At 73.1% G+C, this 24,306-nt stretch carries 22 protein-coding genes; 4 read left to right on the top strand and 18 right to left on the bottom strand.

The genetic code is table 11. The features are described from left to right. Positions 1–4: 4 nt before the first annotated feature. The 7 genes from AB0J80_RS10380 to AB0J80_RS10410 form a co-directional block, all read right to left on the bottom strand. Positions 5–1,822: a TraM recognition domain-containing protein gene (locus AB0J80_RS10380; protein WP_364702922.1), complete on the bottom strand. Its 1,818-nt coding sequence runs from the start codon at positions 1,820–1,822 to the stop codon at positions 5–7. After that, a complete protein-coding gene (locus AB0J80_RS10385) occupies positions 1,819–3,573 on the bottom strand; it encodes an ATP/GTP-binding protein (protein ID WP_364702924.1) in 1,755 nt (584 codons plus the stop codon). The genes AB0J80_RS10380 and AB0J80_RS10385 overlap by 4 nt, the downstream gene beginning before the upstream one ends. Beyond that, positions 3,570–5,063 (bottom strand): SCO6880 family protein, encoded by a 1,494-nt coding sequence (locus AB0J80_RS10390; RefSeq protein WP_364702927.1) that lies wholly within the window; start codon positions 5,061–5,063, stop codon positions 3,570–3,572. The genes AB0J80_RS10385 and AB0J80_RS10390 overlap by 4 nt, the downstream gene beginning before the upstream one ends. 96 nt (positions 5,064–5,159) lie before the next feature. Beyond that, positions 5,160–5,672: a hypothetical protein gene (locus tag AB0J80_RS10395; RefSeq protein WP_364702929.1), complete on the bottom strand. Its 513-nt coding sequence runs from the start codon at positions 5,670–5,672 to the stop codon at positions 5,160–5,162. A 61-nt stretch (positions 5,673–5,733) separates the two neighbouring features. Beyond that, a complete protein-coding gene (locus AB0J80_RS10400) occupies positions 5,734–6,357 on the bottom strand; it encodes a response regulator transcription factor (protein ID WP_364702932.1) in 624 nt (207 codons plus the stop codon). 107 nt (positions 6,358–6,464) lie between these two features. Further along, positions 6,465–6,788, bottom strand: a complete 324-nt coding sequence (locus AB0J80_RS10405) for a hypothetical protein (protein WP_364702935.1) — start codon at positions 6,786–6,788, stop codon at positions 6,465–6,467. Positions 6,789–6,924: 136 nt separating this feature from the next. After that, positions 6,925–7,683 (bottom strand): zf-HC2 domain-containing protein, encoded by a 759-nt coding sequence (locus AB0J80_RS10410; RefSeq protein ID WP_364702938.1) that lies wholly within the window; start codon positions 7,681–7,683, stop codon positions 6,925–6,927. A gap of 156 nt (positions 7,684–7,839) precedes the next feature. On the opposite strand from AB0J80_RS10410, the gene AB0J80_RS10415 reads away from it, so the two are divergent. Beyond that, positions 7,840–8,460: a response regulator transcription factor gene (locus tag AB0J80_RS10415; RefSeq protein ID WP_364702941.1), complete on the top strand. Its 621-nt coding sequence runs from the start codon at positions 7,840–7,842 to the stop codon at positions 8,458–8,460. A 44-nt stretch (positions 8,461–8,504) separates the two neighbouring features. On the opposite strand, the gene AB0J80_RS10420 is transcribed toward AB0J80_RS10415, so the two are convergent. From AB0J80_RS10420 to AB0J80_RS10435, 4 genes are all read right to left on the bottom strand, one after another. Beyond that, positions 8,505–10,247: a S8 family serine peptidase gene (locus tag AB0J80_RS10420; RefSeq protein WP_364702944.1), complete on the bottom strand. Its 1,743-nt coding sequence runs from the start codon at positions 10,245–10,247 to the stop codon at positions 8,505–8,507. Between the two features lie 17 nt (positions 10,248–10,264). Continuing rightward, positions 10,265–11,896 (bottom strand): RICIN domain-containing protein, encoded by a 1,632-nt coding sequence (locus AB0J80_RS10425; protein WP_364702947.1) that lies wholly within the window; start codon positions 11,894–11,896, stop codon positions 10,265–10,267. Continuing rightward, positions 11,893–12,477: a sigma-70 family RNA polymerase sigma factor gene (locus AB0J80_RS10430; RefSeq protein WP_364702949.1), complete on the bottom strand. Its 585-nt coding sequence runs from the start codon at positions 12,475–12,477 to the stop codon at positions 11,893–11,895. Before AB0J80_RS10430 ends, AB0J80_RS10425 begins: the two co-directional genes overlap by 4 nt. A gap of 289 nt (positions 12,478–12,766) precedes the next feature. Further along, positions 12,767–13,483, bottom strand: a complete 717-nt coding sequence (locus AB0J80_RS10435; protein WP_364702951.1) for a DUF6668 family protein — start codon at positions 13,481–13,483, stop codon at positions 12,767–12,769. A 176-nt stretch (positions 13,484–13,659) separates the two neighbouring features. On the opposite strand from AB0J80_RS10435, the gene AB0J80_RS10440 reads away from it, so the two are divergent. Both AB0J80_RS10440 and AB0J80_RS10445 read left to right on the top strand, forming a co-directional pair. Further along, entirely contained in the window at positions 13,660–13,827 is a 168-nt protein-coding gene (locus AB0J80_RS10440; RefSeq protein WP_364702953.1) for a hypothetical protein, read from the top strand. Between the two features lie 12 nt (positions 13,828–13,839). After that, positions 13,840–14,886 carry a S66 peptidase family protein gene (locus tag AB0J80_RS10445; RefSeq protein ID WP_364702956.1) on the top strand — a complete coding sequence of 349 codons (1,047 nt, stop codon included), beginning with the start codon at positions 13,840–13,842 and terminating at the stop codon, positions 14,884–14,886. Here AB0J80_RS10445 and AB0J80_RS10450 read toward each other — a convergent pair. From AB0J80_RS10450 to alr, 3 genes are read right to left on the bottom strand one after another with little or no spacing between them, the layout of a single operon-like run. Further along, positions 14,870–15,907, bottom strand: coding sequence for a CapA family protein (locus tag AB0J80_RS10450; RefSeq protein ID WP_364702958.1), 1,038 nt, complete (start codon positions 15,905–15,907; stop codon positions 14,870–14,872). The two genes, AB0J80_RS10445 and AB0J80_RS10450, sit on opposite strands and share 17 nt — an antisense overlap. Further along, positions 15,904–16,875 (bottom strand): hypothetical protein, encoded by a 972-nt coding sequence (locus AB0J80_RS10455; protein WP_364702961.1) that lies wholly within the window; start codon positions 16,873–16,875, stop codon positions 15,904–15,906. The genes AB0J80_RS10450 and AB0J80_RS10455 overlap by 4 nt, the downstream gene beginning before the upstream one ends. Beyond that, a complete protein-coding gene (gene alr, locus AB0J80_RS10460; protein WP_364702963.1) occupies positions 16,872–18,056 on the bottom strand; it encodes an alanine racemase in 1,185 nt (394 codons plus the stop codon). Before alr ends, AB0J80_RS10455 begins: the two co-directional genes overlap by 4 nt. 192 nt (positions 18,057–18,248) lie before the next feature. Between alr and AB0J80_RS10465 the strand changes: the two genes are divergently transcribed. Further along, positions 18,249–19,568 carry a hypothetical protein gene (locus tag AB0J80_RS10465; RefSeq protein ID WP_364702965.1) on the top strand — a complete coding sequence of 440 codons (1,320 nt, stop codon included), beginning with the start codon at positions 18,249–18,251 and terminating at the stop codon, positions 19,566–19,568. On the opposite strand, the gene AB0J80_RS10470 is transcribed toward AB0J80_RS10465, so the two are convergent. The 4 genes from AB0J80_RS10470 to AB0J80_RS10485 all read right to left on the bottom strand — a co-directional run bounded on the left by AB0J80_RS10470 (position 19,561) and on the right by AB0J80_RS10485 (position 24,276). After that, entirely contained in the window at positions 19,561–20,778 is a 1,218-nt protein-coding gene (locus AB0J80_RS10470; protein WP_364702968.1) for an acyltransferase, read from the bottom strand. The two genes, AB0J80_RS10465 and AB0J80_RS10470, sit on opposite strands and share 8 nt — an antisense overlap. Further along, positions 20,775–21,851 (bottom strand): D-alanine--D-alanine ligase family protein, encoded by a 1,077-nt coding sequence (locus tag AB0J80_RS10475; protein ID WP_364702970.1) that lies wholly within the window; start codon positions 21,849–21,851, stop codon positions 20,775–20,777. Before AB0J80_RS10475 ends, AB0J80_RS10470 begins: the two co-directional genes overlap by 4 nt. A 77-nt stretch (positions 21,852–21,928) precedes the next feature. Next, positions 21,929–22,549, bottom strand: coding sequence for a TetR/AcrR family transcriptional regulator (locus AB0J80_RS10480; protein ID WP_364702973.1), 621 nt, complete (start codon positions 22,547–22,549; stop codon positions 21,929–21,931). Positions 22,550–22,599: 50 nt separating this feature from the next. Next, positions 22,600–24,276, bottom strand: coding sequence for an RICIN domain-containing protein (locus tag AB0J80_RS10485; RefSeq protein WP_364702976.1), 1,677 nt, complete (start codon positions 24,274–24,276; stop codon positions 22,600–22,602). Between the last annotated feature and the right edge of the window lie 30 nt (positions 24,277–24,306).

The raw sequence follows: 24,306 nt of genomic DNA on the forward strand, positions 1-24,306 counted from the left end.
CGGCTCACCCACCGTCCCAGGCGGGCGCGACCTGGAACTCCTCGCCGCGCACCCTGCGGTGGGCGGAGCGGCGGGACCAGCTCGCCGCGGCCCGCTGGGTGATGGCCTCGACCTCGGCCTTCGCCGCCTTCGAGATGGGACCGGCGTCGGCCTCCTTGTACCAGGGGCGCAGCCGTACGAGCGCGGGCCGGACGCCGGTGGCGAGCAGCAGCGCGGTGCCCTTGGGCAGCGCCCTGATCTTGTCGGCGGGCAGCACCTGCTCCTGCCGGTACGACATCGAGCGCGAAGACCCGTCCTTGCTCTTCGACCAGCTCGGCGTCTTCACGTCGTGCTGGCCGACCAGCCGAGCGATCTTGTCGACGAAGTCGGCGTCGTCCAGGCCGGCGCCGAGCAGCTTGATCGTCGCCGCGCTCCACAGGGCGTCCATGCCGGGCTCGCCCCACACCCGTACGCCCTGCCGGTAGCTCTGCAGCAGCGTGACGACGTTGATCCCGCGCGAGCCGAAGTGGCTGTACAGGTCGGGCAGGTCGCTGATGCGGCACACGTTCGCCGCCTCGTCGAGCACGGCGGTCATCGGCGGGTCGAGCCGGCCGCCCATCCGCTCGGCGGCCACCACCCCGGCGCGCATCGTCGCGTCGGCGAGGCCGGCGATGACGCCCGCCGCCGAGCCGCCGCCGTCCTTGGAGAGCAGGTAGAGGGTGTCGCGGCCGAGCACGTGCTCGTCGGGGACGAACTCCGGCCGGGTCGGGTCCGGGCTGACCCAGGCGAGGATCTCCGGGTCCAGCAGGCAGGCGACACACTGCCGCGCGGTCTCGTAGATGCCGTCGCGGGTCTCCACCGCGCCGCGCACCGTACCCTGCAGCTGCTCGGCCATGGCCGGCATGCCGACCTCCCGGAGCAGGTCGATCGGGGTCCGGTCGGCCGGGTCGGCGAGCCAGGCGAGCAGATCGGAGACCGACGCCCCGCCGCGCGCCGCGGCGAGGAAGAGCGCGGTCAGCGTGTTCTGCGCGGCGGAGATCCAGAAGTCCTTCTTGGACGAGTCGTCGTTGACCGAGCTGACGAAGTGACCGGCGAGCCGGCGCGCACCCTCGATGGTGTCGCAGCCGGCGAGCATGTCCCACCACATCTCCCGCGGCGTGTGCGCGATGCCCTGCGGGTCGAAGGTCCAGACCTTGCCCACCTTCATCCGCTCCTGCCGGGTGACGGTGTAGACGTCGGACTTGTTGGACGTCAGCAGCACCGGTCCGAGGGCGCGCAGCAGCCGCGGGATCGCGATGCCGGTGGACTTGCCGGCGCGGGGAGCCATCAGGTCCAGCTCCACGTCCTCGAAGGACGAGCGCAGCTCCGGCCCGTTAGGCACCAGGTCGCCGAGGAGGTTGCCGGTCTCGTCGGGAACGACGGTACGCCGCCCCTTGAGCGAGGGCCGCAGGTCCCGGGCCCGCGCCTCGATCCCCTTCGGCATCATGCTCTGCATCTCGCGCCGGCTCGCCAGTCCCCTGGTCCGGCCGGTCAGCCTGGCGGCGAGCTTCCGGCCGGCCACCAGCAGCAGGCCGACCGCCAGGGCCAGGACCAGCGCCACACCGCCGTAGACGGCCCACGCCGGCGTACCCGGCCAGGCTCTCGCCGTGTCTCCGGAGAGCACCTGCAGGTAGACGCCGAGGCTGAAGGACGGCGGATGCCAGCCGTGCCCGGTGGCGGCGGCACCGAGCGTTCCGCCGACGCTGAGGACGCCGAACCCGACCACGTTGACGACGGCGAGGGCGGGGATCAGCCAGGGGAACACGTCGCTGCCCAGACCCCCGCCGCGCGGCGAGGAGCTCATGCCGGCCCCCGTTCGGTGTCGCCGGCGGCCAGGAGGGCCTCCGCCTCCGCGCGCTCGGCCGCCATGCGTTCGGCGTACCCGTTCTGGACCCACCGGGTGTTGGTGTCGTGCAGGTGGCGCTCGGTGTCGGTGATCGCCACCCGGATCGGGATGCCGGGGCGGCCACCGACCTTGATGAGGAACCGGCCTCGACCGGGCGGTTCCTCGTTCTCGCCGCTCTGCGCCCAGCCCGGCGGCGACGACCAGGAGGAGACCAGCTCGATCTCCCGGCGGGACAGGCCGACGACCTTGCCGAGGTCCTCCATCTCGGCGCGCGGCAGCCCGGCGCAGGCCACCATGCCGGCGCGCTCGACGAAGCCGCGCGCCTTCGCCTTGTCCGACTCGTTGCCCAGCGCCTCCGCGTCCTTGAGGGTGTGGGTGATCTTCGAGTCGGCCAGGCCGAGGGACCGGTTGAGGCGGGTCAGCGCGTCGATCCGGTCGACGATGCCGGACGCCGCCCGCAGCGGTCGCCACAGCTCGTCCAGGACCGTGAAGAACCAGCGCCGCGGCGCCAGGCCGGCATCGGCCAGCGCGTGCGACGCGGCGACCGTACCCAGGCCGTCGGACCAGGCGGCGAGCATCGCCGCCGCGGTGAGCTGGCTGTCCGCCTCGCCGATGCGGGAGATGTCGATGCACACGGCCGTCGCGTTGGGGTCGATGTGCGTCGACGTCTCGGACGCGAACGTGTCGCCGAGCGGGCCGTCGAGGATGCCCAGCAGCGAGCGGTGCAGCGGGTCCACCGCATCGCGGTATCGGGCCTCCTGGCCGCGGTCCAGGGTGATCTGCCGGACCCGCGGCGGGCCCTCCTGCAGCACGGCGAGCAGGTCGGTCAGGTGGACGGTCTGCCCGAGGGCCGTCCGCTCCCGCAGGTGCCGCAGGCAGGCGGAGAGCACCGACTGCTCGTGGTCGCTGATCGGCTGGCCGCGCACGATGGTGAGCAGGGCGGCGACCATGTTGAGGACCCGGCCGTGGGTCTCGGCGGCCAGCACGTCACCGGCCTGACCGCCGATCTTCGCCGCGGCGGCGCCCATCGCGCCCGGGTCGAGCACGTTGAGGCCGCCGACCCCGCGGGCGATGGAGATCACCTGACCGCCGAGGGCGCGTACGGTGTCCGCGTAGTCCGGCTTGAGGTCGCCCAGCACCAGCGGCACCACGCCCTGCGCGGAGAGCCCGATGAGCATCCGGTTGATCAGCGTCGACTTCCCGAGACCCGGCATGCCGAGCATGAACAGGGACGGGTTGGAGATGTACCGGGCCCGGGTGAACCAGTTGAGCGGGTCACCGCACACGGTGGCACCGGTGGCGAGGTGCTGGCCCAGCGGCACGCCGACGGTGGGAGCGCCGGACCCGGACGCGAACGGCCAGAGCCCGCAGGCCTGCACCGTGGTGGCCCGCCACATCGTGGGCGGGTCCATCGCCGAGACCCGCCCGCCGCCGGAGCCGCTCGCGCCCCGGTGCGGAACGCTCTCCGGCTGGTTCGCCTTGGCGGCACGCTCCTTGCGTCTGTTCTCGACCAGCTCGACGCGGGCCTGCCGCTTCGCCGCCTTCTTCAGCGCGCGCGGCGTCTGCTTGCCGACCTCGTCGGCCTCCCGCTCCTGCTCGTCCACGGGCGGCACGACGAGGTCGCTGAGACCGGTGGTCCGGCCCGACGCCCCCCGCTTCCAGCCCGCGCCGAGGTCGAGGACGCGCAGCCGGGTACCGCCGGTCGTCACAGCGCCTCCTGCAGCTCGTGCGGCACCATCGTCTGCTCCCAGGGCAGGATCCCGACCGGCAGCGCGCAGGTGAAGGCGGCGGCCTGCATCCGGTCGGCCGGCCGCATGGCGAGCCTGGTCGCGCCGAGCATGTTGCGCATGGTCACGTCGGCGTCCGCGATGTCCTCGGCGGCGTCCACCGTCACGGTCACCACCATGGAGAACTCGACGAGGCCGGCGCCCGCGGCTTCCTCGGACGCCGTCTGCTCCGCGGCGGCCACTTCGGACGCTGCCCGGGCGCGTACGAGGCCGCGCGTCGAGTTGGCCATGAACTGCGCGGCGCGACGGTCCGCCTCCACGATCTTCGCCGAGGTGGCCGGGTCGATCGGGCGGTAGAGCAGCGCCACCCGCTTGCGCCGGATGCTCGGTGCCGGGTCGAGCAGCGTACGCAGCACGCTCGAGCGCACGGTGCCGCGCGGCGCCAGCGTCAGCAGCCAGCTGCGGGAGACCCCGGAGTCGTGCTGGTACGCGTTGACCGCCTCCACCGCCGCGGCCGGCCCGGCGTCCGACCAGTCGAGGCCCGTACCGCCGTGCCGGGCGCGGATGTCGAGCACGTCGGCCGCGACCGCCGGGTCGTACGCCACCCGCACCACCTCGGCGATGCGCTCGGCCGACAACGGCTCGGCCGCGCCACCACCGGCGCTGACGAGCCCGCTGACCAGACCCTGGATCCGCAGCGCCAGGTCGGTGAGCACCTCCTCGGTGTCCCGCTTCTGGCCGCCGGGCAGGCCGTACGTGAGGGTGATGTAGGTGTTCATCTCGGAGGAGGCGTCGGGATAGCGCTCGACGACCTCCTCCATCACCGCCCGCGCGGCCGGCGGCGCGTCCGGCGAGATCCGGGTGAGCACCTCGGAGGCCAGGCGGGTGCCCGGGTCCGGCGCGGTCTCCACGACCACCGAGGCGCCGCGCAGGCCGGGCTCGTGCGCGAGGCGGGACAGCCAGTCGCCCCACAGCGCCACCCAGATGTCCACCTGGTCGGCGTCGACCAGCGATCCGCCGTCCGGCTCGCAGCCGAGGACGATGGTGTAGAGGTTGCGGTAGCGGTGGTGCAGCACACCGAACGGCCGGTCGTACGGGTCGCGACCCTCGAGCATGGTGACCTTGCTGAGCATGCCGGGCGGCCGGAACCTCCCGCCCGGCCGCGCGGACAGCGGGCCCGAGGCGTACAGGTGCTGCTTCTTGCTCTTGCGCCGGGCCCAGCCGATGCGCAGCGACATCAGGTTGTAGACGTTGCGGCCGTCCTGGGTACGCAGCGCGAGCGGCGCGAGCCCGAGGGCGACCGGCACGAAGACGATGAACGCCGCCTGGATGGAGAGCAGCGACGCGAGCAGCACCAGCACCAGGCCCGCGAAGACACCGACGGTGCCGATCAGGCCGAACGACCCCAGACCGGCCTTGCGGGGCCGCCGCCAGTTGCCGTACGTCCGGGCCACTACCGCTTCCGTGGTCACGACTCTCGACCCCCCATTTCCGGTGACTTGCCAGATCGACAGCCACACAACGGGCGCCCGGTCGCGCCGGTTCACGGCTGCCCGGTTTTCCTCACGTCACTTGCACAGTCGGCCGAGCTTCTCGGCCGCGCCGCTGAAGGCGGCCCCCTCCTTCTCGGCGGTCGCCAGGTGCGTCACGGGCAGGTACGCGGCACCCGCGTCCGCCAGGGCCTGGATGGCCGTCCGCAGGCGCTCGTCGGAGGAGCCGACGGCGAGCCGGGAGAGCCGGTCGGTCGACTTCTTGACCTGCTCCCGCATCGGCGCGAGCTCGGCGGCCGTGTACTGCGGGTCCTTGCCCGGCTTGGCGACGTCGATGAGGGCCTGCAGCACCTCGTTGAAGGCCTCGTTGGCCTGTTTGCACGCGTCCGCCTTGCTCACCGACAGGATCGCCGCGCGGCTCGCCAGCCCCGACTCCACCGTCGGCGGCGCGGCCGAGGAGGCGGCGGCCGGTGGTGATGCCGGCGGGGCACCCGCGGAGGCGCCCGGCGAACCGGACTGGCAGGCGGCGGCACCGGCCACCGCCGTCACGAGTACGGCCGCTCGCACCGCTGTCCACTGCAGAGCGTTCATCTCCACCACCCTGTCCGTCGTGTCGTCGTCGCCTGTCGAACGGACGGACCGGGGGCGGGGTTCAGATCATTCCGGCGCGCAGCGCGTACGCGACCGCGTGCGACCGGTTGCGCAGCTTGAGCCGGTGCGTCAACCCGTAGATCACGTTCTTGACCGTGCGCTCGGAGTAGCACAGCTCGCCCGCGATCTCGCTGGTGTCGAGCCCGTCGGCCATCAGCCGGAGCACGTCGATCTCGCGCGGGGTGAGGCCACCCGCCCCGGTGCCGTGCGGGGACAGCACCTCACGCTGCAGCTTCTCGATGTGCTTGAGCAGCTCCCCGACGAGGTTGGGTGGCATGATGCCGCCGCCGGCCGCGGCCGCCCGTACGCTCTTGGTGAGGCGCTCCACGGTGACCGCCGAGCGGGGCAGCACCGCGACGACCCGGCACTCCACGGCGGTCAGCAGCTCGTTCTCGCTGATCTCGTTCGTCACCAGCACCACCGGCGCACCGGAGTCCGCGGCCGCGCGGCGCAGGACCGCGATCACCTCCGGGCTCAGCCGCTCGGCGGCGACGACGAGCACCTGGGCCTCGGCGCGGTCGGCCGGGCGCAGCAGGGTGAGCTCCGGCCGGGACTGCAGAAGTCCGGCGAGTCCGGCGTGGCTGAGCGGGTCCGTCGCGTGCAGGGCAACCCGAACCTGGTCCACAGCTACCTCCATGGATCGTTCAGTGGCGGTGCCAGTGTGGAGGAGGTGGCCTTCAGAAAATCTTCACGTGACCTTCATAACGCTCGTAAAGGTCATGAATGCGCAGGTCAGTGCCGGGCCTCGTGCAGTGCCCGGATGTACTTGGGCAGCTCGACGGCCGCCAGCTCGAGCTGGCCGGGGGCGAGCTGGTCCAGGAAGACGGCGTCGATGACGTCCGGTGCCAGCTCCTCGGGGAGCTCGTCGACGCGTTGCATCGGCTGCTGCTGCCAGATGCGGATGATCCGCATGCGGGACCGGATCTGGGCGAGGGTGGACTCCAGCCGCGCGATGATCTCGTCGGCCTGCCGCGCGTCCACGACGAGCCGGCCCTCGGCGGCGAGCCGCAGGAAGAGCTCGCCCGCGAAGGGCAGGTGAGGGATGTCCCCGCTCATCGGCCCTCCCTCTGGGTCGCTCGCCACCGGGCGGGCCGGTGAAGGTCCCCTGAGTCGACCAGAACGGGCGGCGGCACGGAAGGGCCGCGGGCCGGATGTGCCCGCTACGACTCGCGGGGCTGCCCCGCCGTCGGTGTCAGCTGGCGACCGGCCCGGGCTGCTGCGCCGCCGACGACAGGTAGGCGGAGACGACCGGGGCCTGGCCGTCCTGGGCGACCGTGAAGAACGACAGCGCGTCGAGCGGCACCGGGACGTCGCCGCCCAGCTCCTGGACCTTGCCGTCGCTGGTCCAGGTCTGCACGGGCAGGGCCTGGCCGTCGGTGGTGACCGCGTCGAGCCGGTAGCCGCGTCCCGCCTTGAGGCCGTTGACCGTGGCGCGGATGGTCACGCTGCCGTCCTCGCTGCGCGTGGCGGAGACCGAGAGGGACGCCCCGGTCCGGTCGTCCGCGGCGGTGGCGGCGACCGTCGTGGTCGGGGTCGCCGAACCGCCGGGGGTACGCAGCAACGCGCCGAGGGCCAGCCCGGCCACGACGAGCACCACCGCCAGCATCGCCCCGGCGCGGACGAGCGCGGCGGTACGCCGGTTGCGCATCCGGGACCTGCGGCCCGGCGGCGAACCCTTGTCCGGGCCGGCGGCGGTGGCCGGCACCGCGCGTACCACCCGGCCGGAAGGCCGTGCGGGTTCATCGCCGCGGGCGCCGGCCAAAAAACGCCGGTCGTCCTCGGAGAGCAGCTCGAGGGCCGCGATGGTCTCGACCGTCTCGCCGGCCGTGGCGCGGCACTGCGGGCAGGACTGAAGGTGGCGCTCCACCGCGTCGCCCTGCGACCGGTCCAGCGCATCCATGTAGTAGAGCCCGAGCAGGTCCGTCACATGCTGCTCGTCGTTGTCAGCCACCTACATCAACCCTCAGCTCGTCGCCGCTCGTCATGTCCACCGATGAACGCGCGGGCAGCCCGCCCGGTTCATTCGGGCGGTCACCGAATTCGTGAACCGCGCGCGTACGCCCCCCGTTGTACCGGTCGTCCCAGCCGATGAAGCCGTGGAGGAGCCTTGTACTCGGTCGCCATCGTCGCGGACCTGCCGATGTCGCGCAGGCATCTGGAGCGGGTCGCGTCCGGCGCTCCCGGGCTGCGGGTGGTCACCGTGGTGGGCTCGGTGCCGCTGCTCGACGCCGTCCGGCGCGGGCACGACGTGGTGATCGTGGAGCTGCCGCGGATCGACGCCGCCGCTCTTCGCCTGGTCTCGCGGGCCGCCGCGCACGGCCGTACCCTCGTCGCGGCCGCCTGGAACGAGCCGTCCGACCTGCTGGCGACCGTCCATGCCGGCGCGCACGGCTGCATCTCGCGCCCGAGCGATCCCGGCGAGCTGGCCGCGGCGCTCGGCGTCGTGGCCCGGGGCGGCTTCTACGCCGGTCCCCAGCTCGCCGGGCAGCCCCGCCCGGTCGCCGCCGAGGGCCTGGCGCCGCGCGAGCGCGAGACGCTGGTCTGGATCGCCTCCGGGTACACGCATTCGCAGATCGCCACCCGGATGGGCCTGTCCGAGGCGACCGTCAACACGTACGCCAAGCGCCTGCGCGCCAAGCTCGACGCGCGCAACAAGGCGGAGCTGACCAGGACCGCGATCGAGCTGGGCCTGGTGCCGCGCGGACGTCCGGACACGCCGGCCGCCTGAGCCGGGGGGATGCGGCTCAGGCGGCGCTGGGTGGCGGGTCGGCATCAGTCCGTCCAATGGCCACCGGGATCGGACCAGTGATCGTCGCCGGACCGCGGACCGCCGTTGAGCGAGGGCGGAGGGAGCGGCTCGGTGTCCCGTACCGGAGCCGGAGCGGCGGCCGGGACCGGAGCTGCCATCGCCGGCTCGCGGGCCTGCAGGCGCGGGTCGTACAGGTCCATGTCGTTCTCGTAGCCCGCATCGTCGTCGTCCTTGCGCAGCAGCTGCCGGATCCGGTGGCCGAGCAGGGCGGCGGCCGCCAGCATGAGGGCGATCGTCACGATCAGCACGGTGGTCCGCGTCGACCCGTCGCCGCCGGCGTCGCTGCGCTGCGAGGCGGGCCTGGTCAGCTCCTGGGTCGCCGGTGGCGTCACCGTCGACTCCTCGCTGAGCACCTTGGTCACCGCCGCGGCGGGGTTGAGGAAACCCCAGCCGTACTGGCTGTGCGGGGGTTCTCCGTCGCCCATCCGCTCGGCGGTCACCTTCAGCCGGTGGGTGACCTGGGCGGCGGTCAGGTCCGGGTACGCGGCCCGGATGAGCGCCGCCTCCCCCGCCGCGAAGGCGACGGCGTAGTGGGTGCCGCTGCCGTTCACCGGGCCGTTGCTGCCGAGGCTGGTGACGTTGACCCCGGGCGCGGCGACGTCCACCGCGCCCTTGCGGTAGTTGACCGCCCATTGGTCGTCGATGCCCACGCCGGCGACCCGGACCATGCCCTCGACGGTCTTGGCGTCCGGGTTGACCGGCTTGTCCTCGGTCGGCGCCGCGAGGACCACGACGACGTCGCGCGCCACCGCGTCGGCGATGGCCTTGGCCACCCCGGTGTCGGTCGCGTCGACGGACGAGCCCAGCGCGATCACCGTGGCGCCCGCGGCCGCGGCGGTCGCGATGCCCTTGGCCTGCGCTTGCGGCGCGACGGGAAGCTTGTCGCGGGCCACCCGTACGGGCAGGACCGTGGCGTCGGGCGCGACCCCGATCGGGCCCTCGCCCTTGACCTGCTTGGCGATGAGCAGGGCGGCCATGGCCGTACCCGTGCCGAGGCAGTCGCTGTCGCCGCGGCCCCGGTCGTCGGTGACGTCGACGCCGATCGACACGTGCCCGCTCAGCTGTGCCAGGCCGCCGTTCACGCCGGAGTCGACGATCGCGATGAGCTGGCCCTTGCCCCGGCTCTGCGGCCACGCCTTGTCCGCCGCCATCCGCGGCCGCGCCCAGTCCGACTTGGTGCTGGAGGTGGAGGTGGACGGGCAGGAGGGTGCCGGCGGCAGACCGGCCTGCGGCGCCGTGCTGGGGGTCACGCCGGGCTGGGCGCTCGGCGGGGTGCCCGCGGCCGGCGTCGACTGCGGCGCCGGTTCCTTGGTCGGGGTGCTGGGCTTCGGCGGCTTCTTCTTGGCCGGCGTCGGTGCCTTGTCGGGCAGGACGCCGTACTGGATGCCGGCGCCGACCGCGTCCCACGGCATCACCAGCATCCAGCCGGCGTGCAGCCGGTTCGGATCGGTCAGGACGCCGCCGTCCGGTTGTTTGCGGCCGGTGTTGTAGTTGAAGATCTCCACCGACCGGGAGCCGTTGCCCAGGAACCGGGTGGCGACCTCCGTGAGGTCCTCCGGCTTGCCGTTGTAGGAGGAGGTCACCGTGTAGTACTTCACGTACTCCTCGTCGGCGGCGCGTACCGGTCCGGCGACGGACGCGAGCACTCCCGCCACCACCGTGACACTCAGACCGGCGCGGACCACGGCGCGACTGATCCACGACATCGATGCGTTCCCCCTCGTCACCGGGACACGACCCAGCGCTGGTCGCGGGCGTCCGGCTGCAGCTCCCACTGCTCGATCCAGTAGCCGTTCCAGGTGCCGTCCTCGCGCGGCGGCCCGAAGTCGTCGCCGAGGACGTCGAGCGCCTTGCCCGAGTTGCGGTTGACGAAGTGGTACTGGCCGTCGCCCGCGTCGCGGAACTCCCACTGCTGGTTGGGGTCCTTCGGGTCGGTGTCGAAGACCGCCACCTTCGCCTCGTTGTCCTTGGACTTCCCCTCGATGCCCAGCGACTTGCCGCTGAAGGCGTTGGTGACGAGGTAGCAGTCCTTCCCTCCGGCCGGGACGATGTGCCAGAACTGGTCGGCGGTGCGCTGGTTCTGCCAGAACTGGATGCGGACGCCGGCGTCCTTGCTGGTGTCGTCGCCCGGCAGCTCGAGGACCTGTCCGGTCCACCCGTTGACGATCTGGTACCGGACCTGCGGGTCGAAGAGCGGCTTCTCCGGCTCGCTCGTGGCCGGTGCGGGCTTCGACGCGGGGGTGGAGGCCGGGGCCGGCTTCGACGTGGGTGCGGCCGAACTCGACGGCGTGGTACGCCGGGTCACCAGCCGCTCGTCCTTGTCGTACTGGGCCGTGTAGCCCTCGACGGCCTTCGCCAGCTGCGGCACGTTGGCCCGCGGCAGCCCGTTCGCCTGCCGCACCGCCTCGGTCCCCCACTGGTACGCCGCCAGCGCCAGCGTGTACGGGTCCGCCCCGCTGAGCCCGGTGAGCTCGCCGCTGAGGCTGCACATCGCGGTACCCAGGGCCGGGATGGCGTCCTTGGGGTTCCACACCGTGGCCGTACGCGACGGCTGGTAGCGCGACCAGGTCCGCGGGCTGAACTGGGCGATGCCGGACGCACCGTCGGCGGACCGCAGGTTGGGGTCGAAGCCGGACAGCACCATGAGCTGCGCGGCGATGCGGGCCGGCGTGATCGTGGGGCAGACCCGGCCCGCGGCGCGCACGTACGGCACGTACTCGTCCGGCACCGGGGTCGCCGTGGGTGAGCTCGACGGGGCCGACGGGGCCGGTGCCGGGGCGCCGCCGGGGCGGAACACGTCCTGTTTCGCGTACCACTGGGCGTACCCGGTCACCTGGTCCACGTAGGACTCGGCCGCTGCGGGGACCGCCTTCGCCTTGGCGGTGGCCGCGAACCCGGCCCGGTCGGCGGCGACCGCGAGCGTCCACAGGTCGCCCTCGGCACCGGCCGCCCGCAACCGGCCGACGAGCTCGCACGTGTGGTGGGCCAGGGCCAGGATGTTGGCTTCCCGGTCGGCCCGTCGCGCACCGCTCCATGGCTGCCACTTCTTCCAGGTCGTGTCCTTGAGGCCCGCGACGCCGCGGCGGCTGCCCGGCTCGGCCGCGCCCGGGTCGAAGCCCGAGGCCGCCATGACCTGCGCGGCCAGCCGCGGCGGGGTGAGGGCCGGGCAGGACAGGGCCGCGGCGACGATCGGCTCGACGTCACCGGCCGGCACCGGCTTGCCCGCCAGCTGGTCGGGGTCCGCGAAGGCCGAGCCGGTCTGCACCACGGCCAGGGTCACGCCGCCGAGCGCCAGCACGGCGGCCGCCACGACGTCGGTGCGCCGCGGCGATCGGGTCTTGTCGGTCTTTCTCAAAATCGGAAGCCCCGTTCCGTGAGCGCCTCGCGCAGCGCGCGCAGGGCGTAGAAGGTGCGGGATTTCACCGTGCCGGCCGGCACGTCCAGGATCTCGGCCGCCTCGGCGACGGAGCGTTCCTGGAAGTAGATCTCGACGAGGATGGTGCGCAGCCGCTCGGGCAGCGACGAGATGGCCGCCCGCACCTCCTGCGCCTCGAGCATCCGGTCGATGTCGTTCTCCGTCCCGGCGTGCGCGTCGAGCCTCTCGTCGAAGAACTCGGCCGGGCGTACCTGCAGGGCGCGGACGTGGTCGATCGTGATGCGGCGCGCGACGGTGAAGAGCCAGGCGCGGTTCCACCGGCCCTCGGCGTTGCGCGCCTCCGGGTTCTTCCAGGCCCGGACCAGCGTCTCCTGGAGGATGTCCTCCGCCCAGTGCACGTCGCCCTTGGTGAGGCGGGTGATGTAGGCGAGGAGCACCGGGCGGTGCACCCGCTGGAGGTGTTCGAGCGCCTCGGCGTCCGGGGTGCCGGGCCGGGCGGCGGCCGCCCCGGGCGGCGCGCCTGTCCCACTTCCGGGCGGCGGGGAAGACGTACTCGGCATGGGCTCGTCCGATCCGGGTCGGTCCTCGGAGGCACGGCCGCCGGCGGCCGGCGCCAACGGTCTGAAGAGGACCGCTACGCCCGCTTTCTCCGTCCGCATCCGCATCTCCGTCTCACCACTCGTAGCGCCATCGCGAGGGGGGAGTCGATGGCAGATCGGATCGTTGCACCGCCACCGGAAGGGTGTCGCGCCTCCGGAGGCCGTCTCGCCCGAACGACCACTCACATGTGCGTATTCGTTCCCGGGCTCACCGTGATCAGGTATTCGCGGTCCGGAGGAGCCTGCCCCTTCAGCCCTCCCGGGGACCGCCCCGGTTCAGGGCCTGCACCCGCTGCTCCAGCTTGGTGACCTGGCGTGGCAGGCGGTCCACCTTCTTGCCGACCCGCCACGGCGCGATCCAGGGGATGCGATGCACCGGTACGGCGGACCGCAGCACCTTGATCCGGCTCACCAGCGTGCGCGGCAGCCGTCCCGGCGCGTCGGCGACGAGCACCAGCCCCACCAGCTCCATCCCGGCCGGATGCCGCCCCTCGCGAATGGCGTTGAGGGCCCGTGAGGCGGCGCGCAGGCCCTGGGCGTGGGTTCTCGCCACCAGGAACACCCGCGCGGGCTCGTGCCGCCCGGCGTTCGGCCACCGGCAGCCCAGGTCCACCCCGCCGAGCACGGCCGTCAGGGTGGTCGCGCCGGAACCGCCGTGGGCGGACACCCAGGCGATCCCCTGGCCGGACAGCCGGCCGGGCGGTGCGGGCGTGGCCACCTTGGGTTGATGGGGCTGCCATCGCGGCACCTGCGCGGCGGGCGGGGCGACCGTGGACGGCTGCGGTGGCGGCTGCGCGGGTGGTGGTGGCTGCGGCTCCAGCCGCGGAGGTTCGACGACCGGTGGCGGGCCCTCGATCGGCGCGTGCGCCGGCGTGATCTTCCTCCCGAAGTACGTGTACGAGTGCCGACCGGGTGCGGGCGGCACCGGCTGCTCGCCGTCGACGGCGGCTCCGGGTGTGCTGGGCATCCGCATCTCGCCTCTCTCGTCATCGTCGGCGGGCTCGTGAACCGCACCGGGCCGGCGCCCGTTGAGGAACGACGAGGACCCGGACGAGCCGTTGTCGAAGAGCCACAACGGACGTGTCCCGGTCCCGGTTCACGACGCCCGGCGGTTTTTCTCCAGTCGAGAGGACGTGTTTCGCCATGAGCCTGCTCTATCGCCTCGCCCGCGATGCCGGCCGCGGGCACGAGACGGTCCGCGCGTGGTGGCACCGGCGTACGGCACGCGAGCTCGCCGTGCTCCGGCGGGAGAACGCCGTCCTGCGCCGGCACCTCGCCGAAATCCGGGGGACGCGACGCGGCCGGGGTTGATTCAATGCCCGGATGCGTCCCGCACCGATCCGCCCGCCCAAGCTCGCCGCCGGTGACCGCGTCGCGGTGCTCTCACCCTCCTTCGCCGCCCCGGCCGAGTTCCCGGCGCTGCACCAGCGCGCGATGCAGCGGCTTCGCCAGGACTTCGGGCTCGTACCGGTCGAGTTCCCCACCACACGGCGGCACGCCTCGCCGCAGGAACGGGCCGACGATCTGATGGCGGCTTACGCGGACCCGGGCAACCGGGCAGTCTTCGCGACGATCGGCGGCAACGACCAGATCACGGTGTTGCGGCACCTCGATCCGGCGCCGTTCCGGGCCGATCCCAAGCCTTTCTTCGGGTACTCCGACAACACGAACCTGCTGAACTGGCTCTGGTACCACGGGGTGGGCGCGTACCACGGAATGTCCACACAGGTGTTCCTGAGCCGGGCGTCCGGTCCCGGGCCGGAGCTCTCCGCCTCCCTGCGCGCGGCCCTCTTCACCGGCGGCGATCTGGAGATCGAGCCGGTGGCCGAGTTCCGCGAGGACGAGCTGGACTGGGCCGATACCGAGGCCGCGCTGACCGGGTCGGTGCCCTCGTACCCGAGCCCGGGCCGGGTGTGGCACCGGGCCGGACGGGTGGTCAGCGGGCCGACGTGGGGCGGCAACCTGGAGATCCTGCACGGGACGCTGGCCGCGAACCGGTGGATGCGGCCGGTCGAGGACTACGCCGGATGCGTCCTGCTGCTGGAGACCTCCGAGGAGATGCCGTCCGCGACCGAGGTCTTCGAGATGCTGCGCAACTTCGGCGAGCGCGGGCTGCTCGAGCACTTCCCGGCCGTGCTGGTGGGCACTGCCAAGGCTACGTTCATCCACAGCCCGCGGCCGGTCGAGCAGCGGGCGGCATACCGGGAGCAGCAGCGCGAGGCCGTCCTCAAGGCGTTCGCCGCGTACCACCCGGAGGCGATGATCGTCTTCGGCGTGGACTTCGGGCACATCGATCCACAGTGGGTGCTGCCGTACGGCGGCCGCATGACCGTCGACGGCGTCGCGCAGACCATCACTGCGCACTACTGACGGCGTCGAGACCCGCGCACTCCCGCAGTCCGGTGAAGTTGTCGCGGGCGATGCCGGCCCGCCACCCGGTGAGCACGGACGGCTGCCCGGTGCCGGAGACGACCGTGGGTACGAACTCGGAGCGCACGACCTTCCGGCCGCGTACGGTCAGCCGCAGCACCCCGCTCCGGGCGCTGTACGGCGGGAACAGCCCCGAGCTGTACCAGAGGAAGTTGCCGAGCCCGTACGCCACGTAGGCGTCCCCGGACCGCCCGGCGCCCTGCAGCACGTGCGCATGCGCGCCGACGATGACGTCCGCACCGGCCCCGATCAGCGCGTCGGCGAAGTCGCGCTGCCGCTTGTCCGGGCACCGGTCGCCCTCGGTCCCCCAGTGCGGGAGCACCACGACGAGGTCGCTGTCGGCGCGGGCGGCGCGTACCGCGGCCAGCGCCCGCTGCCGGTCGAACGCCATGGCGAGCCCCGCCCGGTCCGGCTGCGCCGCCCACTCCTGCGCGAGGTCGTCCACCTGGCTGAAGGCGAGCACGGCGACCTTCACGCCGCGGACGGTACGCCGCCACGGCTTGTACGCCTCGTTCGCGTCGCGCCCGGCGCCGATGGTCCCGAGCCCCCCGCGCCGCGCGGTCGCCATGGTGTCGGCGAGCCCCTGCCGGCCGTAGTCGAGGCTGTGGTTGTTCGCGAGCGACACCGCGTCGACGCCTGCCGCCTTCAACGCCGGGACCGCTTCGTTGCGAGCCCGGAACAGGTACCGCTTCGGCTCGGCCTTGCCGCGCCCGGTGATCGCCGTCTCCAGGTTGACGAAGGTCAGGTCGCCGTCGGCCAGCTCCTTCGCCGCCGGGCCGAAAGCCGTGGCCGGATCGCCGAGCAGCTTGTCCACCCGGTCCTGGAAGTGCACGTCGCCGGCGAACGTCAGCGTCACCTCGGGCGCCGCGCTCGCCGCCACCTCCGGCGCTTCGTCCGGGGCGCACCCGGCAGCGGCCAGCATCACGGCCGCGCAGGTGAGCACCGCGAGCCGCCGCCTCACCGGACCGCCCCCGCCGGTATCCGCGCCCGCACCCGTCTGCCGACGGCGACCAGGACGACTCCCCCGGCGACGATCCCAGCGGTCAGCACCGCAGGCTCGACCGCCGCGACCATGAGCTGCACCGCGGAGCCCTGCACGGACAACCGCGGCAACAAGACCTTGTCGGCCGGCGCCATGACAGGAACAAGGAGCAGATATCCCGGTACGGCCGCAGCACCCATCGCCGCCAGGAGCCGCCCGCGCGCCATCGCCGCCAGGGTCAGGCCGAAGGGCAGCGCGGCCAGTCCGGCCACCACCGTGGCGAGCCCGGCCGGGAAGCGGTCCACGCCGAGCACGGCCGCTCCCACCACGGCCACCGCGCCGCGCAGCACCAGGTTCCGCCGGGAGGCGGTCTCGACCACGCGGTCGATCTCGCGGGTCAGCAGCAGTCCCACGGCCAGGAAGACGGCGAAGACAGCGGTGTCCGCCAGCAGGGTGGCCGCCGCCAGGACGCCGACGACCGCCGTGGCCGGGATCCGCTGCGCGAGCTTGACCAGCACGGGGACGAGCGCGAGCACGTACAGCAGCGACAACAGCGGAGGCGGCAGCACCAGGATGCTCAGCAGTTCGCCGGTGTCACGGACGGGGACGCCGAGCAGGCCCGGGTCGAACCGGCGGAGCAGCACCAGCGTCACGGCGAGCCAGACGAGGTGGGCCGCCAGGCACGGAACCACCCAGGTGAGGACCAGCCTGCCCCACGGCAGCTCGACGAGGCGCGTTGCTCTGCGGCCCAGGTAGACGAGGAGCAGCGGGGCGCCCAGCACGCCGCCCACCCCGGCGGCCGCCCACCACACCAGCGGCACGGGCGGGCCGATCACCCACTCCAGCTGCAGGTAGTGACGGGCGACGACGAACTCCGCGATCGCGCCGCACAGGCCGATGCCGGCCGCGGTGGCGAGCACGCCGGCGGTGTCGGGCGTACGGGTCACCGGATGCTCTCGTAGCGGCGCGGCACCCGGTGCCCGATCCCGGTGAGGATCTCGTGCGGGTTGGTGTCCGCCCAGCGGGCCCACTCGGCCACGGTCGGCTCGCCGGCGTCGCCCGGGCCGAACATGACGGCCCACTCGCCGGCCCGGACGGGCAGGTCGCCGACGTCGAGGACGACCTGGTCCATGCTGACCCGGCCGGCGATCGGGCAACGCACGCCACGGATGGAGAACGACGCCCGTCCGGACGTGTGCCGCGGGACGCCGTCGGCGAAGCCCAGGGGCACCAGCGCCAGTGTGGTCTCACGGTCGGTGACGAAGTCGGGACCGTACGACACCCCGGTGCCCGCGGGGACCCGCTTGGTGAGCAGCACCTGCGCCCGTACGGTCATGGCCGGCCGCAGGCCGAAGCGGCGGCCCGGCACCGGCTCGATGCCGTAGAGGCCGATCCCGGCGCGCAGCAGGTCGAACCGGGCCTGCGGCAGGTGCAGCGCCGCGGCCGAGTTGGCCAGGTGCACGATCGGCGGGTCGATGCCGGCCGCGGCCGCCGCCTGCCGGGCCTCGTCGAACTCGCGCAGCTGGGCGAGCAGACCGGAAGCCTGCGGGTTCTCGGCGTTGGCGAGGTGCGACCAGAGCGCGCGTACGCGCAGCAGCCCCGCACTTTCGAACTTGCGCGCCCAGGTGAACAGCTGAGCCCACTCCTCGGCCGGCGCGCCGCCCCGCGACATCCCGGTGTCCAGCTTGAGGTGCACGTTCGCGACCGTGCCGGTGCGGTCGGCCGCGTCGGCGAGCACCTCCAGGGCCTCGACGGCACCGACCGACACGTCGATCCCCGCGGTCAGGACCTCCTCGAAGGTCTCCGTCGGCGGATAGAGCCAGAGCAGCATCGGCGCGGTGAGGCCCTCGGCGCGCAGGGCGAGCGCCTCCGCGACGGACGTCACCCCCAGCCAGGTGGCTCCGTGGCGCAGCGCCGTACGCGCGACCTCGGTGGCACCGTGGCCGAAGCCGTCGGCCTTGACCACCGCCATCATCCCGGCGGGACCGGCGGTCGCGGCGAGCAGCCCGCAGTTGTGGGCGATCGCGTCCAGGTCGACGACGGCCTCCGCCATCGCCGTCACCGTCCGGCCCCCGATCGAGACGTTGCAGTCGACACCCGGCGCATGGTGGACGACGGCCCTGCTCATTCTGAAGACCATTTCCTGGTCAATCCGCGGCCGTCACCGACAGTTTCCGCGTCACCACCCACTTGCCGGAAAGGGCCATGATGACGAGCAGGAGGCCCTGCATGTGCTCGGTTTACGGCGAGCGAACAGAGCGACGGGAAGAATCCTACGACGATGCAGACCCAATGCCGAACGATGACTCAGGAGCACGCGGTGACGCGCCTGGAGGAATACCTCCGCTCGGCGCGCAACCGGGCCTTCGTCGGCCGTACGGCCGAGATGGCGGCGTTCCGCTCCGCGCTGGCGGGCGGGGCGCTCTTCACCGTGCTCTACCTGCACGGTGCGGGTGGCACGGGCAAGACCACGCTGCTGCGGCGCTACGGCGTCGAGGCGGAGCGTGCCAACCGCCAGGTCGTGCGGGTCGACCGGTTCGAGCCCGGCGGCATGATCTCCGCCCTGCTGGCCGCGGTGCCGCCCACGCCGGCGGGCACGGCCGGCCCGGTGCTGCTGATCGACGAGTTCGAGCACTGGCAGCCGGTGGAGCCGTGGCTGCGCGAGGAGTTCCTGCCGAGCCTGCCCGTCGGCACGGTGGTGGTCCTCGCCGCGCGGACCCCGCCGGACGTCGAGTGGACCGCCGACCCGGGCTGGCACGACGTGCTGCGCGTCCACGAGGTCGGCGACCTCTCCCCGTCCGAGGCGGAGATGCTGCTCGACCGGCACGCCATCCCCCGCCGGCGCCAGCCGGTCCTGGCCGAGCTGGCCGGCGGCAACCCGCTCGCGCTGCGCCTGGCGGTGGAGGCGGTCAGCGCCGACAAGGACGACGACGAGGTACGCCTCTGCGTCGCCCAGGCGGTCGTCAAGCAGGTGGTCGGCGACGTGCCCTCGGCGGCGCACCGGCACGCCCTGGAGATCTGCGCGTACGCGGAGGTCACCACGGAGAAGCTGATCCGGGCCACGGTGGCCGACGCCGACGCCGTCGAGCTGTTCCGCTGGCTCTGCACCCTGCCGTATGCGGTCTGCGGGCCGAACGGCGTCCATGTGCGCCCCTTCGTCCGCACCGCGGTCCGCACGGAGCTGCAGTGGCGCGACCCGCTGCGGCACGAGGCGGTGCTGGCCCGTCTCGAAGAGGGCACCACCCTGACCGCCACCGCGAAGGTCGAGTCGTTGCCCCGGCCGGAGTTCGACGTGGCCGTCCGCGAGGCGCTGCGGGCCTGGCGGCGACCCGACCTGCTCGCGGGCAACGCGTTGGTACACAGCCGGATGGTGGCGGCCTCCGAGGCATCTGCCGAGCCGGTCGCCGCCCTGCGCGACGTTCTGCAGTCCACGCTGGACGCACTGGGAGAGGATCCGCGGCAGGGCAAGCCGCACCGGGCGCTGATCGCGACGTACCTCGGCGGGGCACCCACCCAGGAGGCGGCGGCGGAGCGGCTCGGGCTGCCCTTCAGCACCTACCGGCGGCACCTGAACCGCGGCCTCGAGGTGCTGTGCAGCCTGCTCTGGCGGCGCGAGACCACCGGCATCGAGCTCACCTGACCTGCGGCAGCACCATCGTCGGCCGCTCGTCCCAGGTCGGCTCGGCCGCGCGTGGCTGCTCCCGGGCAGGCTGCCGGCGTGCCGGCAGGTCGAAGAGCCACGAGCCGCCGGCCGCCTCGATCCAGCGCCGCAGCGTGAGGCAGGCCGTGACCAGCAGGGCGGTCAGCGCCAGCGGCAGGAAAACGGCAAGGAGCAGCTGCACCGGGGTGCCCGCGGCCGAGAATGGCTTGAGCAGTGCGGCGTGCAGCAGTGCCAGCAGGGGCATGTGCATCACGTAGATGGGCAGCGTGTTGCGGCCGAGATCGGCCAGGAGCCGGCTCACCCGGGCCCAGCGGTCCAGTTCCACCGCGCCGGCGATGCCGACGACCACCGCGAGGACGCAGAGCACCGGCCAGACGCCGAACCACTGCTTCGCGCCGAGTACGCGGATCCCCAGCATGGCGACCAGGTACGACGCGCCGCCGACGAGCAGCATGCGCCGGTTCGCCGTACGGGCCCAGCGCTCGACCCACGGCTTGAGCCGCAGCCCGGCGAGGAAGAAGAACAGGTTCTGGTAGAGCTGCCCGCGGTTGCCCGGCGCGGCGAGCAGGCCGGCCGACGCGATCGCCGAGAGCAGCAGCGCCGGCCCGAGGACCGCGGCGACCGGCAGGTTGCGGGTGAGCTTGGCGACGACGAAGTAGACCGCCAGGGCCACCAGGTACCACAGGTTCGTGGGCGTGATGGTGAGCTGTTCGAGCACGTTCAGGGCGCTGTGCGCGGCCAGCGTGTCGAACCGGGGCACCATCGACAGGACCACGGTGTGCACGGTGAACCAGATGGCGTACAGGTAGTAGAACTTGGCGATCCGGCTCCGCGCGGTGACCTTCCAGGAACGCTGCACTGCGGAGGCCGCGAAGAGACCCGAGATGGTGAAGAAGACCGGCATCCGCAGCGGCAGCAGCTGGTCGCCGAAGAAGCCCCACAGCCCTGGGATGGGCGCCGGCAGATGCCAGGTGATCTGCAGGTAGTGCTTCATGATGACGTGCCACAGCACCACCAGCAGGATGCAGACGCCCTTCGCCACGTCCGCCCAGCCCGCCCGCTGCTTCGCCGCCGGTGCGGCCGGCTCCGGTCTCACCGCCGGAATGACCTGCGTCGGCGCGTCCTCCCAGGTCTCCCGCGAGACCTCGGACCACCAGCCCGCGTCGGTCGCCGCTTCCGGCCGGGTCACGGCAGCGCCGGTGCCGGCCGCCGGGCGCCCGCCAGCGCCGTGGCGACCAGCAGCCCGAGCAGCTCCGGGTACGGCGTGCCGGCCGCCTTCCACATCCGCGGGAACTGCGACATCGCCGTGAGGCCGGGCATGGTGTTGACCTCGTTGACGGTCAGCCCGCGCACCGGGTCGACGAAGAAGTCGACCCGCAGCAGGCCGGCGCAGCCCAGCGTCCGGAAGACCCGGATCGCCTCGGCGCCCAGCCACTCCGTGGTGTCCGGGTCGAGGTCGGCCGGGATGACGAACTCGGTCAGGCCCTCGCGGTACTTGGCGTCGTAGTCGAAGAAGCCGTGGTGGCCGGCGACCCGGATCTCCAGCGGAGGGCTGGCGACCAGCCGGCCGTCGGGCAGCTCCAGCACGCCGACGTCGATCTCGCGGCCCGGCACGCCGGCCTCGACGAGCACCTTGGTGTCGCAGAGCCGGGCCGCCTCGACCGCCGCCGGCAGCTCGGCCCAGTCGCCGACCCGGGAGACGCCGATGCTCGACCCGCCGCGGGCCGGCTTGACGAAGGCGGGCAGGCCGAGGCGCTCCTGCTCGGCGGCGCTCACCTCGTCCTTGGCGCCGCGCAGCACCACACCGTCGGCGACGGAGATGCCCTCCGCGGCGAGGATCTTCTTGGTGAACTCCTTGTCCATCGAGGTGGCGCTGGCCAGGACACCGCTGCCGACGTACGGGATGCCGGCGAGCTCGAGGACGCTCTGCACCGTGCCGTCCTCGCCGTACGGTCCGTGCAGGATCGGCATGACGACGTCGACGTCGCGCAGCGCCTCGAGCGCGCGGAAGAGACTCTCCACGATGGTGGGCCGCCACCCGTCGGGCTCGGGTGTCATGGCCCGGAGCGCCGCCTCGTCGACGGTCGTGGTGGCGCGGTCGGTCCCGACGATCCACTCGCCTTCGACGGTGATACGGACCGGAACCACCTCGTAGCGGCTGCGGTCGAGATACTGCACGACGCTCGCGGCCGACCGGCAGGAGACGTCATGTTCGGTGCTGCGCCCGCCGAAGAGGACCGCAACTCGGACCGTTGGGGGCACGTCGCATCACTCCACGCTCGAAAAGATCGCCGACTCTGGGCGTGGATCGTGCGGCAAGCAGGTGCTCACCCGGAAGGTCAGTTACTGATCAATCGGTCCAGAGCCCGGGCCTCGGCGGCGAAGAACAGGTCCGGGTCGAGGCCCATCGAGCGGAAGTTGCCCTCGATCTCGAGGCTGACGAAGCCGTGCAGCCGGCTCCAGGCGGTGACGGCGTGCAGCGCCACCGCGGGGTCCGTGGCGCCGGACCAGACGGCGAGCTGCCGGGCCAGGACCGGGTCCGGCTCCGGCCCGGGGCCGACCGCTTCGAGGAGTACGGCCATCGCCCGCTGCGCCGCCGCGACCAGCCGCTCGTCGTGGGCGTCGTAGCCGGGCAGCGGCGCGGCGAAGAGCAGGCGGTAGCGGTGCGGCTGGGCGAGCGCCCAGGACCGGTAGGCCGCCGCCAGGTCGGCCAGCCGCCGCGGCACGGCCTCCAGGGCGGCGGTCAGGTCGCCGTACGCGTCCAGGATCAGCTCGGTGAGCAGGGCGTCCCGGCCGGCGAAGTAGCGGTACAGGGCCGGCCCGGAGACCCCCAGCTCCTTGGCGATCGCGTTGAGCGAGAGCGCCTGCGGCCCGCCCTCGGCCAGCTGCCGGAGCGCGGCGTCCTTGACCTCCTGGCGCATCTGCGCGCGGAAGCGGTCCCGGATTCCACTGGAAGCCATGGCGTAACGCTACAACCATCGCGCACGGTAAGAACCTCTAGCGCACGGGCTCACCACTCCGACTTCTGCACGAGGGCCCAGTCGTGGTCGTTGTTCTCGTGGCAGGCGGAGAGCGCGAGCTGCGTGTCCTTAGCAGCGTCCGCATCGCCCGGCACGTCCAGGCACAGACCCGACGCGGCGTTGCGGATCCAGTAGTGCTGGAACGCGCCGACGGTGATCGTCTTCTCCAGCCGCCAGTACTGGTTGTCGTCGTCGAAGCAGCCGGTCTCGTTCAACCGGGTGCCGTCCGGGACCTCGGCGACGCCGGGCGGGTCCACGCAGTAGCCGTCGACCACGTTGCGGATCCAGTAGAGCTGGTAGCCGTCACCGTCGACGAACCGCGGCACGAAGGCGAACTCCTGGTTGTCCTCGGTGGACTTCAGGCACGGCGACTGGTTGATCGGCCCGTCCCGCTCGCCGGAGCCGCTGCCCGGCACGTCCATGCACTGCCCGGTGCCGTTGTTGTGCAGGAAGTACGGGCCGTACACGCGGCCGGAGCCGTCGCCGTCCGCGGCCTTGACGGGCGGCTGGTTGGACCGGCCGGGGGCGTGGGTCTTCGTCGGTTTCGGGGCCGGCTTGCCGGACTCGCGCGGCGTGGCCGAGGCGGAGGGTGCCGGCTTCGGCGCGGCGGTCAGCCGGGCGTCCTTGGCGTACTCGGTCTCGTACCGGTGCACGAGCTGCACCAGGGCGGTGAGGCTCTTCGAGCCGTCGAGGTCGTCGCGGCCGATCGACGAGTCGCCGCGCTGGAACGCGGCCAGGGCCAGCGGGTACGGGTCCTCGGCGCGCGGCGCCATCTCCTCGGCGATCGCGCACATCGTCGTGCCGAGGGCGCGGATCGCCGCGGTGGGGCTCCACGGGGTGGCACCGGACGGCGGCACGTACCGCACCCAGGTCTGCGGGAGGAACTGCGCGATGCCCTGCTGCCCCGCCGGGCCGAGCCGCTGCGGGTCGAAGGCGGACGTCGCCATGAGCTGGGCCGCGACCCGTGGCGCCGGTACGTCCTTGCACACCCGTCCGGCGGCTACGACGGCGGCCACGTACGCATCCGGCACCGGCACCAGGGGCGCCTCGGTGACCTGGGGGTCGACGGGCCTGGTCGAGGGGGCGGGATCACCGGAGCCGCCGAACGCGGGCTGGAGGGCGTACCAGATCGCGTAGCGCTCGACGGTGTCCACGTACTCGCGGGCCGCGGCGGGCACGGTCGCCGCCTGGATGACCGGTGCCATCCCGACGCGGTGCGCCGCCAGCGCCAGCCGCCACTGATCTCCCGGCACCTTGACCAGCCGCAGCTGTCCCACCAGGTCGCACATGCCGTGGGCGAGAGCCAGGACGCTGGCCCGGGTGTCGGTCTGCCGGGCGTCGGCCCACGGCGCCCACCGGTGCCACACCTTGGGGGTGAGGCCGGCCGGGCCACGGCCGCCGGCCGCGCTCACCGCCTCCACCGGCTCGGTGCCGAACTGGCTGGCGGCCATCACCTGGCCGGCGAGCCGGGCCGGGGTGAGCGCCGGGCAGGACTTCGCGGCCTCGACGAGCACCTTCACCTGGTCCGGTGAGACCTCGGCGCCCGGCAGGGCCTGTCCCGCGTACGCCGAATCGGGTCGTCCCGACGCTGCCAGAGTCACCAGCGCCGCGAGCCCGAGCGCCGCGAGCGCCGCCAGCCGGCGGCCGCCCAGTGTCGCTGTCCACATCCCGCTTGTCTCCTTGCGAAGCAGTCGTCC

Origin of the sequence: Actinoplanes sp. NPDC049548 (genome assembly GCF_040676695.1) — a bacterium.
In the GTDB taxonomy this organism is placed as follows: Bacteria; Actinomycetota; Actinomycetes; order Mycobacteriales; family Micromonosporaceae; genus Actinoplanes.